At 72.2% G+C, this 14,011-nt stretch carries 15 protein-coding genes; 10 read left to right on the forward strand and 5 right to left on the reverse strand.

Annotated elements, in window-relative coordinates:
* Window positions 1-10: 10 nt before the first annotated feature.
* Entirely contained in the window at window positions 11-721 is a 711-nt protein-coding gene (gene fabG / locus FB391_RS12380) for a 3-oxoacyl-ACP reductase FabG (RefSeq protein WP_141894651.1), read from the reverse strand.
* Window positions 722-850: 129 nt separating this feature from the next.
* Between fabG and FB391_RS12385 the strand changes: the two genes are divergently transcribed.
* The 4 genes from FB391_RS12385 to FB391_RS12400 all read left to right on the forward strand — a co-directional run bounded on the left by FB391_RS12385 (window position 851) and on the right by FB391_RS12400 (window position 3,065).
* Complete coding sequence (locus FB391_RS12385; protein WP_141894652.1) at window positions 851-1,420, forward strand: DUF4190 domain-containing protein; 570 nt, start codon at window positions 851-853, stop codon at window positions 1,418-1,420.
* Window positions 1,421-1,495: 75 nt separating this feature from the next.
* Window positions 1,496-1,957, forward strand: a complete 462-nt coding sequence (locus tag FB391_RS12390) for a DUF3099 domain-containing protein (protein WP_246093478.1) — start codon at window positions 1,496-1,498, stop codon at window positions 1,955-1,957.
* Window positions 1,954-2,169, forward strand: a complete 216-nt coding sequence (locus FB391_RS12395) for a hypothetical protein (protein ID WP_141894653.1) — start codon at window positions 1,954-1,956, stop codon at window positions 2,167-2,169. Before FB391_RS12390 ends, FB391_RS12395 begins: the two co-directional genes overlap by 4 nt.
* Before the next feature lie 14 nt (window positions 2,170-2,183).
* Window positions 2,184-3,065, forward strand: coding sequence for an SURF1 family cytochrome oxidase biogenesis protein (locus FB391_RS12400; RefSeq protein ID WP_141894754.1), 882 nt, complete (start codon window positions 2,184-2,186; stop codon window positions 3,063-3,065).
* Window positions 3,066-3,084: 19 nt separating this feature from the next.
* On the opposite strand, the gene FB391_RS12405 is transcribed toward FB391_RS12400, so the two are convergent.
* Window positions 3,085-4,683 carry an ABC-F family ATP-binding cassette domain-containing protein gene (locus FB391_RS12405; RefSeq protein ID WP_141894654.1) on the reverse strand — a complete coding sequence of 533 codons (1,599 nt, stop codon included), beginning with the start codon at window positions 4,681-4,683 and terminating at the stop codon, window positions 3,085-3,087.
* 162 nt (window positions 4,684-4,845) lie between these two features.
* Here FB391_RS12405 and FB391_RS12410 point away from each other — a divergent pair, with 162 nt between their 5' ends.
* The 6 genes from FB391_RS12410 (at window position 4,846) to FB391_RS12435 (ending at window position 10,689) form a co-directional block, all read left to right on the forward strand.
* A complete protein-coding gene (locus FB391_RS12410; RefSeq protein ID WP_141893580.1) occupies window positions 4,846-5,529 on the forward strand; it encodes a DedA family protein in 684 nt (227 codons plus the stop codon).
* The gene (locus tag FB391_RS12415; protein WP_141893579.1) at window positions 5,526-6,827 is read left to right on the forward strand and encodes a sensor histidine kinase; all 1,302 of its coding nucleotides are present in this window, start codon (window positions 5,526-5,528) and stop codon (window positions 6,825-6,827) included. The genes FB391_RS12410 and FB391_RS12415 overlap by 4 nt, the downstream gene beginning before the upstream one ends.
* On the forward strand, window positions 6,824-7,495 hold the full coding sequence (locus tag FB391_RS12420) for a response regulator (RefSeq protein ID WP_141893578.1): 672 nt from the start codon (window positions 6,824-6,826) through the stop codon (window positions 7,493-7,495). Before FB391_RS12415 ends, FB391_RS12420 begins: the two co-directional genes overlap by 4 nt.
* Before the next feature lie 109 nt (window positions 7,496-7,604).
* A complete protein-coding gene (locus tag FB391_RS12425) occupies window positions 7,605-8,948 on the forward strand; it encodes an acyltransferase family protein (RefSeq protein WP_141893577.1) in 1,344 nt (447 codons plus the stop codon).
* Window positions 8,949-8,957: 9 nt separating this feature from the next.
* On the forward strand, window positions 8,958-9,605 hold the full coding sequence (locus tag FB391_RS12430) for a biotin transporter BioY (protein WP_141893576.1): 648 nt from the start codon (window positions 8,958-8,960) through the stop codon (window positions 9,603-9,605).
* Window positions 9,606-9,780: 175 nt separating this feature from the next.
* Window positions 9,781-10,689 carry a siderophore-interacting protein gene (locus tag FB391_RS12435; protein WP_141893575.1) on the forward strand — a complete coding sequence of 303 codons (909 nt, stop codon included), beginning with the start codon at window positions 9,781-9,783 and terminating at the stop codon, window positions 10,687-10,689.
* Window positions 10,690-10,717: 28 nt separating this feature from the next.
* On the opposite strand, the gene FB391_RS12440 is transcribed toward FB391_RS12435, so the two are convergent.
* The 3 genes from FB391_RS12440 to FB391_RS12450 all read right to left on the reverse strand — a co-directional run.
* The gene (locus FB391_RS12440; RefSeq protein ID WP_141893574.1) at window positions 10,718-12,088 is read right to left on the reverse strand and encodes an MFS transporter; all 1,371 of its coding nucleotides are present in this window, start codon (window positions 12,086-12,088) and stop codon (window positions 10,718-10,720) included.
* Window positions 12,085-13,251, reverse strand: coding sequence for a MalY/PatB family protein (locus tag FB391_RS12445; RefSeq protein WP_141893573.1), 1,167 nt, complete (start codon window positions 13,249-13,251; stop codon window positions 12,085-12,087). The genes FB391_RS12440 and FB391_RS12445 overlap by 4 nt, the downstream gene beginning before the upstream one ends.
* Before the next feature lie 43 nt (window positions 13,252-13,294).
* On the reverse strand, window positions 13,295-14,011 hold a 717-nt coding region (locus tag FB391_RS12450), incomplete at its 5' end, for a DUF3471 domain-containing protein (protein WP_141894655.1).

The following is a 14,011-nucleotide window of genomic DNA, read 5'->3' on the forward strand; positions in this document are numbered from 1 at the left end:
ACGTGCGGGGTCAGTGACCCATGCCGAGACCGCCGTCGACGGGGATGACGGCGCCCGAGATGTAGGCCGCGTCGTCGGACGCGATCCACGTCACGACGCCGGCGACCTCGTCGGCCGAACCGTAGCGGCCGGCAGGAATGCTCTTCTTGTACTCGGCCTGGGTCTCGTCCGACAGCTCTGCCGTCATGTCGGTCTCGATGAAGCCGGGCGCCACGACGTTCGCCGTGATGCCGCGCCCGCCGAGCTCGCGCGTGAGCGAGCGGGCGAATCCGACCAGCGCGCTCTTGGACGCAGCGTAGTTGATCTGACCCGGCGATCCGTACAGGCCGACGACGCTGGAGATGAGGATCACGCGCCCCCACTTCGCGCGCAGCATGCCCTTGGAGGCACGCTTGACCACGCGGAACGCGCCGCCCAGATTGGTCGACACGACGCTGTCGAAGTCGTCCTCGGTCATGCGCAGCAGCAGCGTGTCCTTCGTGATGCCTGCGTTGGCGACGACGATCTCGACCGGCCCGAGCGTGTTCTCGACCTCGGTGAAGGCCGCGTCGACGGCTGCGGCATCCGTCACGTCCGCGCGAACGGTGAGGGTGCCTTCGGGACCCTCGCCGGAGCGGGCGGTCACGGCGACCTTGTAGCCGGCCGAGACGAAGCGCTCGGCGATCGCACGGCCGATGCCGCGGTTACCTCCGGTGACGAGGACGACGCGATCGGTGGACATGGCACTCTCCCGGGGGTCTACGACGGAACCGCACCAGCCTAGCGGCGGGCAGCGCCGCTCCCCCGACGTGTTTGACACCCCTGCGCGCCGCTGGGACGCTGGACCGAGACACCGACGAAAGGCATCGCCGTGAGCGACACCGCCCCCACTCCCGCGCCCGAACCGGGTGCGTACCCGCCCGTGCCGCCGGCACCGCCCGCCGCGCAGCCGGGCGCCTACCCGCCCGCGGCTCCCGCACCGCAGCCCGCACCCCAGGCGCCGCCGGCCGCTCAGCCCGCCGCATACCCGCCTCCGGCGCAGCCCGGCGCTTACCCTCCGCCGGCCTACGGCTCCTCCGCGACGCCCGCGCCGTACGGCTCGGCTCCGGCGTACGGCGCCGCACCGACGTACGGCTCCGCGCCCGGCTACGGCTACGGCGCGCCCGCCAAGACGAACACGCTCGCGATCGTGTCGCTCATCGCGTCCATCTCGAGCTTCGTCATCCTGCCGTTCATCGGCTCGATCGTCGGCGTCATCACCGGCCACATGTCGCTGAAGCAGCTGAAGACGAGCGGTGAGCAGGGCCGCGGCATGGCGCTGGCCGGAACGATCGTCGGCTGGGTCGGTCTGGGCCTCACCGTTCTCGGCATCGTCGCGATGATCCTGTTCTTCATGTTCAGCTTCGCGATGTACTCGTCGACGGGGAACTACTCGTCCTGACGCGACGCTCGCGGTCGCCCCGGGGCCCGTTCCCGGGGCGACCGCGCCGTGTAACCGGCGTACCCTGGAAGCACCGTGAAGAACTCCAGCCACGCCCCTTCGGCCACGTCCCTGCCGCGCGCACCGCGCGACGACGTCGGCGCGCGTTCGACGCGTTATCTCGTGATGATGGGCGTGCGCATCGCGTGCTTCATCCTCATGGTGGTCATCACCCCGTACGGCTGGTACACGTGGGTGTTCGGAGCGGCCGCGATCTTCCTCCCCTACATCGCCGTGGTGTCGGCGAACGTCGGCCAGGAGGCGCGCAGCAACCGTCGTGAGGACCCCGAGCCGTCGCTGCCGGCCGCCCCGTCGGCGCCCCTGCCCGGCGCCCCGGCCGAGAGCCGGGTGATCCGGATCGAAGAGACCCGCCGCCCCGCTCCAACGGGCACCGGCGACGCGACCCCCGGCGACGCGCGACCCGGCGACGCGCCACCTGCCCGTCCGGCACCTGCCGCCGGCACGGATGCCCCCGACGCGCCGGACGCCACCGCATGAGCGACGAGGTCGACGCCACCTGCTCACGGGCCGGTTGCCGCCAGAGCGCTCGCTGGCGTATCGACTGGCGCAATCCCCGCATCCACACCGCGGAGCGTCGCAAGACGTGGGTGGCGTGCGACGAGCATGTCGGTTATCTGCGCGAGTTCCTCGCGGCGCGCGACTTCCCTCTCGAGGTCGCTCCGCTCACCGACGCCGGGATCACGCGATGAGCCGGGGCGTGAGCATGCAGAACCTGCCGCGCGCAGGTCGCTGGGCGATCTACATCGCGCTTGCCGTGGTTTTCGCCATCGCGTGCGCGTTCCTGTCGCACTGGCAGTTCACCCGCAACGAAGAGCGCTCGCATCAGCTCGCCCTCGTCGCGCAGAACTACGACGCCGACCCCGTGCCGCTGGCCGCGGCGATCCCGGCAGGCGGTGAACTCGACCCCCAGGACGAGTGGCGTCCCGTCACGCTGACGGGCGAGTACCTCGCCGACGACCAGCTGCTGGCGCGCAACCGACCGCACGGCGGCACGTCCGCGTTCGAGGTCCTCGTGCCGTTCCGCCTTGACGACGGGCGGATCCTGCTCGTCGACCGGGGCTGGGTGCCGCCCGGCGACGACCAGCCGGAACCGGATGCCGTGCCCGCTCCGCCGTCGGGCGAGGCGACCGTCGTGGTGCGGCTGCGCCCGGGTGAGGCCCTCCCCTCGTCGGGACGCTCGGCGCCGGAGGGCCAGGTCCCGACGATCAACCTCGATCTCGTCGCCGACACGATCTCGTCCGATGCGGGCACTGCCCTGGAACGCAGCGCGTACGGCGTCGTGGTGACCGAGGATCCGGCCCCGGCGACCGTGCCGAACGCGCTGGAATCGCCGTCGGACGACCCCGGCCCCCATCTGTCGTACGCGATCCAGTGGATCATGTTCGCGATCATGGGCTTCGTCTTCATCGGCTACGTCATCCGCACCGAGCGCAAGCACCGCCGCGAGGACGCCGAGGACGCAGATGACGAGCTCGGTCCCGCGGCGCCCGCGGATGCCGCGCCGGCCGGGCGCCCGGCATCCCGTCGCCGTCGCGACCGCGACGCCGAGGACGAGGACGCGCTGATCGACGCCGCGGGTCGCTGACCCCGGCGCCGCCGGCCGCCTACGCGAGCGAGATGAGCTCGGCGTAGTCGCGGCCCCAGATGTCTTCGACGCCGTCCGGCAGGATGAGCACGCGCTCGGGGTTGAGCGCCTCGACGGCGCCCTCGTCGTGGGAGACGAGCACGACGGCACCCTCGTAGTGCGCGAGCGCGCCGAGGATCTCGTCGCGCGAAGCCGGGTCGAGGTTGTTCGTGGGCTCGTCGAGCAGGAGCATGTTGGCGCTGGAGACGACGAGCGTCGCGAGCGACAGGCGCGTCTTTTCGCCGCCGGAGAGCACGCCGGCGGGCTTGAGCACGTCATCGCCGGTGAACAGGAACGAGCCGAGCACCTTGCGCGCCTCGGTGGCGTTGATGTCGGGCGCCGCCGACATCATGTTCTCGAGCACCGACCGGTCGACGTCGAGGTTCTCGTGCTCCTGCGCGTAGTAGCCGATCTTGAGGCCGTGGCCGGGTTCGAGCTGACCGGTGTCGGGCTGGTCGACGCCGGCGAGGATGCGCAGCAGGGTCGTCTTGCCCGCGCCGTTGAGGCCGAGCACGACCACCTTCGAACCGCGGTCGATCGCGAGGTCGACGTCGGTGAAGATCTCCAGCGAGCCGTACGACTTCGACAGGCCCGACGCCATGAGCGGCGTCTTGCCGCACGGTGCGGGCTTCGGGAAGCGCAGCTTCGCGACCCGCTCCTCCTGACGGACCTCGTCGAGGCCCGCGAGCATCTTCTCAGCCCGCGCGACCATCTGGTGCGCGGCGGCGGCCTTCGAGGCCTTGGCGCCGAACCGCGCGGCCTGCTGCTGCAGGACGGTGGCCTTCTTCTCGACGTTGGCGCGCTCCTTCTTGCGGCGCTCCTCGTCGGCAACCCGCTGACGCAGGTAGTTCTTCCAGTTCATGTTGTAGACGTCGATGACCTGTCGGTTCGCGTCGAGGTAGAACACGCGGTTCACCGTCTCGCCGACGAGCTCGACGTCGTGCGAGATCACGATGAGCCCGCCCTTGTACCCCTTGAGGAACTCGCGCAGCCACACGACGCTGTCGGCGTCGAGGTGGTTGGTGGGCTCGTCGAGGATCATCGTCTGCGCGTCCGAGAACAGGATGCGCGCGAGCTCGATGCGACGCCGCTGACCGCCCGACAACGTCTTGAGCGGCTGATCGAGGATGCGGTCCGGCAGCGACAGGTTGTGCGCGATCGAGGCCGCCTCGGCCTCGGCCGCGTAGCCGCCCAGCGCCTCGAAGCGCTCGGTGAGGTTCGCGTATTTGCGCATGGCGCGGGCCGCGGCATCCACATTGTCCGAAGCCATCGCGAGGGATGCCTCGTGCATGCCGATCGCGAGCGAGCCCAGCCCGCGCGCGTCGAGGATGCGGGTGCGTGCCAGCATCTCGGGGTCGCCGGATCGCGGGTCCTGCGGCAGGTAACCCAGCTCTCCGGAACGCTCGACCTTGCCGTCCGCGGGGATGAGGTCGCCCGCGAGCACCTTGGTCAGCGTGGTCTTGCCGGCGCCGTTGCGACCGACGAGCCCGATCTTGTCGCCGTCGGACACGCGGAACGAGACGTCCGACATCAGTACGCGGGCGCCCACGCGGATCTCAAGGTCGTGCACGGCGAGCACAGCGGATGTCCGTTCCGTCGATGGTGAGAAGCGGCCGAATGGCCAGCCATCCAGTATACGGGCGCGGGGTGGCCGCCGGCGGCGCCAAATACCCCCGCAGAGGGATGCGGGTGGTACTTGAGGGCGATGTGCCCGATCGCACCGTGTTTCTACCGTCGCAGTGTGGACTTCCTCAACGAGCTCATCCTGCAGGCCGCCGCGTCGCCGTGGCTGCTCCTGGTCATGTTCGGCACCGCCGTGATCGACGGGTTCTTCCCGCCGATCCCGAGTGAGACGGTGCTCGTCGCCGCCGCGGCGGTGACCGCGTCGGCCGGCGTCGGGAACATCGTGCTGCTGTGCGCCGTCGCGGCGATCGGCGCCGTCATCGGCGACAACATCGCGTACGCGATCGGCCGGGCGGTCGGCGTCGGTCGGTGGGGCTGGATGCGGCGCCCGCGTGTCGCCGCCGCGGTGGAACGGGCGCAGCGGGCGCTGGAGCACCGGGGTGCGCCGCTCATCCTGGCCGCGCGCTACATCCCCGTGGGCAGGGTCGCGGTCAACATGACGGCCGGAGCGCTGCGGTACCCCTGGCGCCGGTTCCTTCCGCTGAGCGTCCTCGCCGGGATCACGTGGGCCGCGTACAGCGCGGCGATCGGCCTGCTGGCCGGCGCGTGGCTGGAGGGCCAGCCGCTGCTGAGCGCCGTCATCGGCATCGTCTTCGCCCTCGTGATCGGATTCGCGGTCGAGCGCATCGCAGCCGTGCGGCGGCGCCGCACGGCTGCCGCGACCGGGGCCGGCGAGACGGCCGCGCGCGAGACGGCCGCGCGCGAGGTGCCCGAGCCGTGCCCGGCCGAGGTGGCAGGATGACACCCGTGGCGGTGAAGGCGGAGCAGACCCGGTCGAAGCGGAAGCTGCGGGACGCGTGGCCGGCCGACCGGCGAGGTCGGATGATCGCGGTCCTCGCGCCGATCGCGCTGGTGCTGTTCAGCGTGCTCGTCCCCGTGCACGCTGCCGCGTACGGGACGCCGGTCGCCCTCGCGCTGCTGCTCGGCGCTGCGGCCGTGACGGCACCGCTCGCCGCGCTGTGGTACCCGAAGACGGCGATCGCGCTGTTCACCGCCGCCGCGGCCCTGCTCCCGCTGGTGGTCCCGCGCGACAGCGCCCTCTCGGCCCCGTGGCCGTGGTCGGTGCCGATGCTGATCGCGTTCGTGGTCATGGTGGCCGCCGTCACCCTCGAGTACGGCTGGCGCGTCGGGCTGGCGCAGTACGCGCTCGGCAGCGCCGCGGGCGTCGCTGCCGCCATCGTGTTCCCCGCCGTGCCGAGCGCCAACACCCTGATCGTCACCACGGCGGTGGTCGGTGGCGTCTACCTGCTCGCCGTGCTGCTGGCGGGCCGCATGCGGGTCGGCGCGGAGCTCACGCGCGAACGTGAGCTCACCGCGCTGGAGCAGTCCCGCCGGCTCGTGGTCGAGGAGCGCACGCGCATCGCGCGGGAGCTGCACGACGTCGTCGCGCACGGGATGTCGCTCATCCAGGTGCAGGCATCCACCGCGAAGTACCGCGTCCCCGGGCTGCCCGACGAGGCCGCCCGCGAGTTCGACGAGATCGCGCAGACGGCGCGCACCGGACTGGCCGAGATGCGGCGCCTGCTCGGTGTGCTGCGCACCGACGACCAGTCGGCCGACCTCGTGCCGCAGCAGGGGCTTCGCGACATCCCTGGCCTCGTCGAGACCGTCCGGCGCGCCGGTGCCGACCTCGACGCGACGATCGCCGTGCCGGACTCGCCGGTGCCCGGCGCCGTCGACATCGCGGCCTTCCGGATCGTGCAGGAGGCGCTGAGCAACGCCGTGCGCCACGCGCCCGGTGCGCCGATCGTCCTCCGCGTCGACGTGGATGCCGTCGCCGTGCGCCTGCTCGTGCGCAACGGGCCGTCACCCGATGGGGACGCCGCCTCCGCGCCGGCGTCCGCCGTCGCAGGACACGGGCTCGTCGGCATGGCCGAGCGCGCGGCGCTGGTGGGCGGTAGCGTGGACGCCGCGCCGGATGCCGACGGCGGCTGGACGGTGAGCGCGGTCCTTCCGGTGCCGCCACCCCCGCCGGAGCCTCCCCGCAACCCTCATCCCCGCGACAACCCTCATCCCCGCGACAACGGAGAGTCCACGTGACGATCAGCGTCCTCATCGCCGACGACCAGGCGATGGTGCGTGCCGGCTTCGCGGCGCTGCTGGACGCGCAGGACGACATCCGCGTCGTCGGTCAGGCGGCCGACGGCGCTCAGGCGGTCACGCTCGCCGCGCGCACAGACCCCGATGTCGTGCTGATGGACGTGCGGATGCCCGAGCTCGACGGCATCGCGGCGACACGGCGCATCCTCGGCCCGTCGTACCCGGCGGCGCATGTCCCGCGCATCCTCATGCTGACGACCTTCGACATCGACGACTACGTCTACGACGCGCTGGAGGCCGGCGCGAGCGGGTTCCTGCTGAAGGACGCGCTCCCCGAGGATCTCGTCCACGCCGTGCGCGTGGTGGCCGGGGGCGACGCCCTCCTCGCGCCGAGCGTCACCCGTCGCATGATCGAGCACTTCGCCGCGCGCCGGCCGCGCGCGAGCCGGGCCGCCGCCGGGCTGCACGAGCTCACCGAACGGGAGCGCGAGGTGCTGACCCTCATCGGGCGCGGCCGCTCCAACGGCGAGATCGCCACCGAGCTGTTCATCTCCGAGCAGACGGTGAAGACCCATGTGGGCAAGGTGCTCGCCAAGCTCGGCGCGCGCGATCGCGTGCAGGCCGTGATCTTCGCCTACGACGCGGGCCTCGTCGAGCCGGCCTCCTGACGGGCCGCGGCATCCCCCCACGGGGTGAGGCGACGACGGCACCACGGTGCGATGACGCGGCGGACACCGCCCGCTTAGCCTTCCGGGACCGACGTCCCGAGGAGGACCCATGACCGTCGCAACGGCCGCACCCGCGGCATCCGCTCTCCGCCCTCGCGGCCGGGACCGAGCCGTCGATCTCGTCCGGGCCGCCTGCATCCTCGGCGTGGTCGTGCTGCACGCCATGATGGTCGGCGTCGCCGTGCCGGACGGCGCCCCGTCCTTCGTCAACGCGAGCGACGGCACCTGGTGGATCGTGCCGCTCAGCTGGGTGCTCCAGGTGATGCCGCTGTTCTTCGTCATCGGAGGGTTCTCGGCCGCCACCGCCTACCGGCGGTCGCGCGAGCGGGGATCGGATGCCATCGCGTTCGTGGCGGGCCGCGTGCACCGGCTGCTGCGACCGGCGATCGTCACGATCGGGGTCGTCGGGCTGCTCCTGGCGGTCCTCGCCACCGCCGGGGTCCCGGCCGATCTCGTGTCGCTGGCAGGCTTCCGCTTCTCGCAGCCACTGTGGTTCCTGGGCGTGTTCCTCGTCTGCCAGGCACTCGTGCCGGCGCTGCTGCGGTGCCACGAGCGCGCGCCGCTGCTCACGATCGGGCTGCTCGCAGCGGCCGCGGCGGGCATCGACGCCGCCCGCCTGGTCTCGGGAGTCGACGCGCTCGGCTTCCTGAACCTCGCGTTCGTCTGGCTCGCGCTGCAGCAGCTGGGGTTCTTCCTCGCCGACGGCCGGATCGACGCGCTCTCGCGTCGCACCCGCGTCATCGCCGCCGTCGGAGCGGTCGCCGGCCTGGCGGCGTCGTTCGTGAGCGGCATCCACTCCCCCGATCTCGTCGCCAACATCAACCCGCCCACGACGGCTCTGCTGCTGGTCGGCGTCGCCCACACCGCTCTGTTCACGCTGCTCCGCGAGCCGATCGCCCGGTTCGCGGACCGGCGGGCAGTGAGCAGCTTCACCGACTTCGTGACGCCTCGTGCGATGACGGTGTACCTGTGGCACATGCCGGTGCTGCTGAGCCTGGCCGGGGTGACGGCGGTGTGGGGGCTCAGCACCGGCCTGCCGCTGCCCGCGATCGGCGGACCGGCCTGGTGGCTGACCCGGCCGGCATGGCTCGCCCTCGCGCTCGCGGCGACGGCGGCGGTCGCGATCACCGCCGCGCGCATCGAAGCGGCCGCGCCGCCGGCGCCGACCGGCTCGCCGCGCCGCGTCACCCTGGCCGTGCTCGCGGGAACCTCGGCGGTGGCGCTGCTGCTCGTCGTGGGCACGACCGTGGCCACCGCGGCGATCGCCGTCGCGCTGCTGGCGGGGGCACTGCGGATCGCCTCTCTCCCGGTCCCGGCGCGTGTAGGGGTCGGACAGCGGATCGGCGGATCATTCGTGGACGGCGTCCAAGTTCCCGCGCCGGTGGCCCCCTAGGCTGAGGCCATGTCATCCATCGCCGCCGCCCCGGCCGCCTCCGCCGGCACCCGTCGCGTGCTCGCCGACGTCATCGCCCGCCCCTCCTCGCGCGCTCGCGCGTTCGCCCTCGACGCCGGTCTCGTCATCGCCGGCGCCGCGATCGTCGCGCTCCTGGCGCAGGTCGAGATCCCCCTGTGGCCCGTCCCGATCACGGGCCAGACCCTCGGCGTCATCGTCGTAGGCGCGGCCCTCGGAGCCGGGCGCGGAGCCGCGGCTCTCACGACCTACATGCTCGTCGGCCTCGCCGGCCTGCCCGTGTTCGCCGGCTTCACCGGCACGGTGGCCGCTGTCGGCAAGCCGAGCTTCGGCTTCGTCATCGGATTCATCTTCTCGGCGTTCGTCGCCGGATGGTTCGCGGAGCGCGCCTGGGATCGCCGGCCGGCACTCGCCTTCGTCGGCTTCGCCCTCGCGAGCATCGTCCCCTTCCTCTTCGGCATCCCGTACATGGCGTTCATCCTCAACGTCGTGATGGGCCTCGACCTGTCGTTCGCCGAGATCCTGCAGGCGGGTCTGCTGCCCTTCATCGTGGGCGGGCTCATCAAGGCGGGCCTCGCCGCGGCGATCATCCCGGGCGCGTGGGCGCTCGTGCGCAAGGTCGACCAGACGAAGGACTGAACGGGATGCCGCGGCTCGCGGCATCCCCCTCACGAGAGCCCCGGTCATTCGGCCGGGGCTCTCGCCTTCACCGGGCCGGGATGCCGCGCCTGATTGGCGATCCGGCGCGGCGCTCGGTAACGTGGACTCTGCGCTCGATTAGGGCACCCTTACCTAACTTCTCCCGGAGTCCCCCATGGCTGAGACCGACGTGCCCTACCGCTTCTTCCGCGCACGCGTGACGGCCGTCACCGATGTCACGCCGAGCTTCCGCCGCTTCACGTTCGGCGGCGCCGACCTCGCAGAGTACGGCGACCCCGGACTCGACCAGCGCGTGAAGATCGTCTTCCCGGCGCCGGGCGCACCGCTGGACGCCATGCCCACCGACGACGACTGGTATGCGCAGTGGCGCGCGCTCCCCGAGGAGCGGCGCCCGCCGTTCCGCACCTACACCACCCGCTACGTGCGCAACCACGTCAGCGAGGTCGATGTCGACATGGTCTCGCACGATGTGATCGGGCCGGCCTCGGAGTGGATCGCCAACGCCCGCCCCGGCGACGAGGTGCTGATCCTCGCTCCCACGACCGGGCACCACGGCGTCAGCTTCGGCATCGACTTCGTGCCGCCGGCGCAGGTCGACGCGATCCTGCTCGCCGGCGACGAGACCGCAGCGCCCGCCATCGCCGCGATCCTCGAGCAGCTCCCGCGCGACGCGCGCGGCGTGGTCGCGGTCGAGCTGCCGCACCCGGACGACGCGGCGTATCTGCCGCGGCATCCCGGGTTCGAGTACCGCATCGGGGCGCGCACCGCCGGCGAGCGGCACGCGCACCTGATGGCTGCGGTCGAGGACGCCGCGGCCGCGCTGGCTCCGGCCGGCGCGGGAGCGGACGTCGAAGAGATCGACATCGACACCGACATCCTGTGGGAGGTCCCGCGCACCGCGAAGGGCGGGGCCGCGCTGAAGAGCGCGCGGCTCTACGCGTGGCTCGCGGGCGAGGCGGGCGCGATCAAGGCGCTGCGCCGCCACCTCGTCGCCGAGCACGGTGTCGACCGCCGCGCTGTCGCCTTCATGGGCTATTGGCGACTGGGGCGCGCCGAGAACTAGGTGCGCCGAGAACGGGGTGCACCCTGCGTCAGCGCACCGTGGCGGCCTCGTGCGCGTGCCCGAGCCGAAGCCCCGGCACGAGTGCCGCGAGCGCCAGCACGCCGGTGATGGCGAACACGGCCGGGAACCCGGCTCCGCTCCCCGCGAGCGCAGTGAACACGAGTCCCGCCACGGCGATCGCCGATGCGGACCCGACCGAGTCCGAGATCGACAGCGCAGACGAGTTGAAGCCCTGGTTCTGCGGCGTGGAGTACGCGAGAGTCAGCACCGTGAGGCGCGGATACATGAGACCCATGCCGGCGCCTGCGAGTCCCCACCCCGCGATCAGCACGGCCGGGTGCAGCCCCAGCAGCGCCGTCAGCAGGGCGAAGCCGAGCGCCGCCACGAGCAGCGCCGTGCCGATCAGGGTGATGCGGGTGTTGCCGATGCGGTCGCCGAACCGACCCTGCACGTCGGCGGCCGCCGCCCACGCCAGCGCGGCGGCGGTGAGTCCTAGGCCGGCGAACGTCGGCGAGAAGTCGTAGTCGTCGATCAGCAGGTACGGCACGTAGATCTCGGCGCCGAAGAGCGCGCCCGCGATGAGGCCGCGCATGAGCACGACGCTCGGCAGCCCGCGCGCGGCATGCAGCGTGCCCCGCGGCAGCAGGGGCCTCGCCGCCAGCGCGATGACGAGGATGGATGCCGCCACCCCCACCCACGCCCATGCCCCCAGCTCTCCCGCGAGGCTGAGTCCCAGAGCTCCGACGGCGACAGCGACAGCGCACGCCACGCGCGGCACGATGCGCCCGGTGGCCGGCTCGTCCGTGTGCAGCGGGAGGCCGTACAGGCGCGCGACCACCATCGCGAAGGCGATCACCGTGAGCCCGGCGACGCCCAGGAACACCCAGCGCCAGTGCAGGAACTCCGTCACCGCACCGGCGAGGAAGGGCCCGATGAGCGACGGGACGACCCACGCCGCCGAGAACGCCGCGAACACGCGACCGTGCAGCATCCCGGGATACACCCTGGCCACCACGACGTACAGCGCGACCGTCTGCCCGCCGGTGCCGAGGCCCTGCACGAGACGTCCGGCCACCAGCACGGGCATCGTCAGCGCGACGCCGGCGATGACGAGGCCGACGACGAACAGCGCCACGGCGGTGGTCAGCGGCGCGAGCACTCCTCCCCTGTCGCACCAGGCGCCGACCACCACCATGCCGATCACGCTCGTCGCGAGCGTGCCCGCGAACGCCACGGCGTAGAGCCGATCTCCGTTCAGATCAGCGCTCACCACGGGCATCACGGTCGTGACGGCGAGCGACTGGATCGCCGCGAGGAAGATCAGCGCGACGGCGCCGATCGTGACCCAGACGTAGCGGGCGTGCCAGATGCTGGGGGCGGGTTCGGATGCCGTCGTCACGAGCTCGCGAGCGCGCCGAGTCGCACGATCGCCTCGCGGAGGACTTCGGGAGAACAGCCGAAGTTGAGCCGGACGTGCCCCTTGCCCTCTTCGCCGAAGTGCGGCCCGAAGTGCAGGGCGACCTTCGCCTCCCGGAGGATCTTCGCAGCCGGGTTGTCGCCCCAGCCGAGTGCGCTCACGTCGATCCAGGCGAGGAACCCGGCATCGGGGATGCGGTAGCGGGCGCCGGGCACGTGCTCGGCGAGCAGTGCGGCGAGCAGCACGCGGTTCTCGTCGAGCGCCGCGAGCTGCGCGTCGAGCCAGGCATCGCTCTCGGGCGAGAAGGCCGCCACCGCCGCAAGGGCGCCGAAGAGGCCGGTGCGCCACTCGACCTCGGCCGGGAGCGCCCGGACGACGGCCGTGGTCGCGTCGTCGGCCGTCACCATGAGCGCGCACTTCAGGCCTGCGGTGTTGAACGCCTTGCTCGCGCTCGCGACGGCGTAGCCGACGCGGGCGGCGGCGGGCGAGGCATCCAGGAACGGCGTGAACACGACGCCGCGGTTCACGAGCGGTGCGTGGATCTCGTCGCTGATGACGACGGCCCCGTGGGCTTCGACGAGCTCGGCGAGGGCGGCGAGGCTCTCACGCGAGTGCGCGGTGCCGGTCGGGTTGTGCGGGTTGCACAGCAGCACGGCCCGTGCGCCCGCGCCGAGAGCCGCCTCGATGCCCTCGAGATCGAGCTCCCAGGCCGTGCCGGTGTCGCGCAGCGGCACGCGCTCCACGACGGCTCCAGCCTCGGGGATGCAGTCGTAGAACGGCGGGTAGACCGGCGGCGTGACGATCACCCGGGCACCGGGCTCGGTCACCTGCCGCAGCAGCTCGACGACGCCCATCATGACGTCGCACGTGGTGCGGATGCGGGCGGGATCGACCGTCCACCCGAAGCGCCGGTCCGCGAAGCCGACGTAGGCGTCGCGGATGCCCGGGTCCGGCGGCGTGTAGCCCGTGTCGCCGAGCTCGATCGCACGCGTCAGCGCGGCGGTCACCGTGGGCGCCGGCAGGAAGTCCGTCTCGGCCACGAACAGCGGCAGCACGTCCTCGGGGTACGTGCGCCACTTCGTGCTGGTGCGCTGCCGGAGCTGCTCGATCGGGAGGGCCTGCAGGGGGGTGACGGTGACGCTCACCGTTCGAGCCTACCGAGACGGCGGCCCGGGGTCGCCGAGTGAGTCAGCGTGTGAAGGTGCCGAGGCCGTGCTGGTCGAAGTACTCGAGCACGAGCGTGTCGCCGTCGAACGTCGCCTTCGAGATCGATCCCGGCGGTGCGTTCTCGCTGAACGGTCGGAAGACGAACTCGTCCCCCGTCCAGTGCTCGAGCGCCCATCGCCCGGCCGGGCCGAGCGAGAGCTCCAGCCCGCCGTCGACGACGGCCACCGTCGCCGCGCCGAAGTAGTCGTTGGCGTACGTCCCCGCATATGTGTCGAGTGCCTGTGCCGGGGCGGCGTCGGCAGGGGGCTTCTCTCCGACGAGCGTCCCGAAAGGCTCGGACTCCCCTTCGAACACGCCCATGAACAGCGGCAGCCAGTCGCGGCGCTGCGCCCCGTACTGCGCGATGTCGAGGAACCGCGCGGCGATGCTCTCGGGCACGCCGTTGGCGGAGGCGTTCGAGAGCACGACGATGCCGAGGCCCGCCTCGGGCAGCAGCTTGAACACCGTGCCGGTGCCGAGCAGGAACGCCCCGGAATGGTTGACGTCGACGAGGCCGCCCGCCGTCGTGCCCACGTTGAACCCGTAGCCGTAGTAGCCGGCGCGCGACCCGAACGAGGACGGCGGTGATCCGACGATCTGCGGCGACATCGCGGGCACGAGCAAGGATGCCTGGATGAAGGGCTCGCCGTCGTGCTCTCCTGCGGCGAGCAGCATCGAGAGCCACGTCGTGAGGTCGGT

Source organism: Microbacterium kyungheense (genome assembly GCF_006783905.1).
Lineage (GTDB): Bacteria > Actinomycetota > Actinomycetes > Actinomycetales > Microbacteriaceae > Microbacterium > Microbacterium kyungheense.

Excerpts from the sequence above, each read along its gene's own strand:
- fabG (WP_141894651.1), bottom strand. The coding sequence starts at position 721 with ATGTCCACCGATCGCGTCGTCCTCGTCACCGGAGGTAACCGCGGCATC.
- FB391_RS12395 (WP_141894653.1), top strand. The coding sequence starts at position 1,954 with ATGAGCGACGAGGTCGACGCCACCTGCTCACGGGCCGGTTGCCGCCAG.
- FB391_RS12400 (WP_141894754.1), top strand. The coding sequence starts at position 2,184 with ATGCAGAACCTGCCGCGCGCAGGTCGCTGGGCGATCTACATCGCGCTT.
- FB391_RS12415 (WP_141893579.1), top strand. The coding sequence starts at position 5,526 with ATGACACCCGTGGCGGTGAAGGCGGAGCAGACCCGGTCGAAGCGGAAG.
- FB391_RS12425 (WP_141893577.1), top strand. The coding sequence starts at position 7,605 with ATGACCGTCGCAACGGCCGCACCCGCGGCATCCGCTCTCCGCCCTCGC.
- FB391_RS12430 (WP_141893576.1), top strand. The coding sequence starts at position 8,958 with ATGTCATCCATCGCCGCCGCCCCGGCCGCCTCCGCCGGCACCCGTCGC.
- FB391_RS12435 (WP_141893575.1), top strand. The coding sequence starts at position 9,781 with ATGGCTGAGACCGACGTGCCCTACCGCTTCTTCCGCGCACGCGTGACG.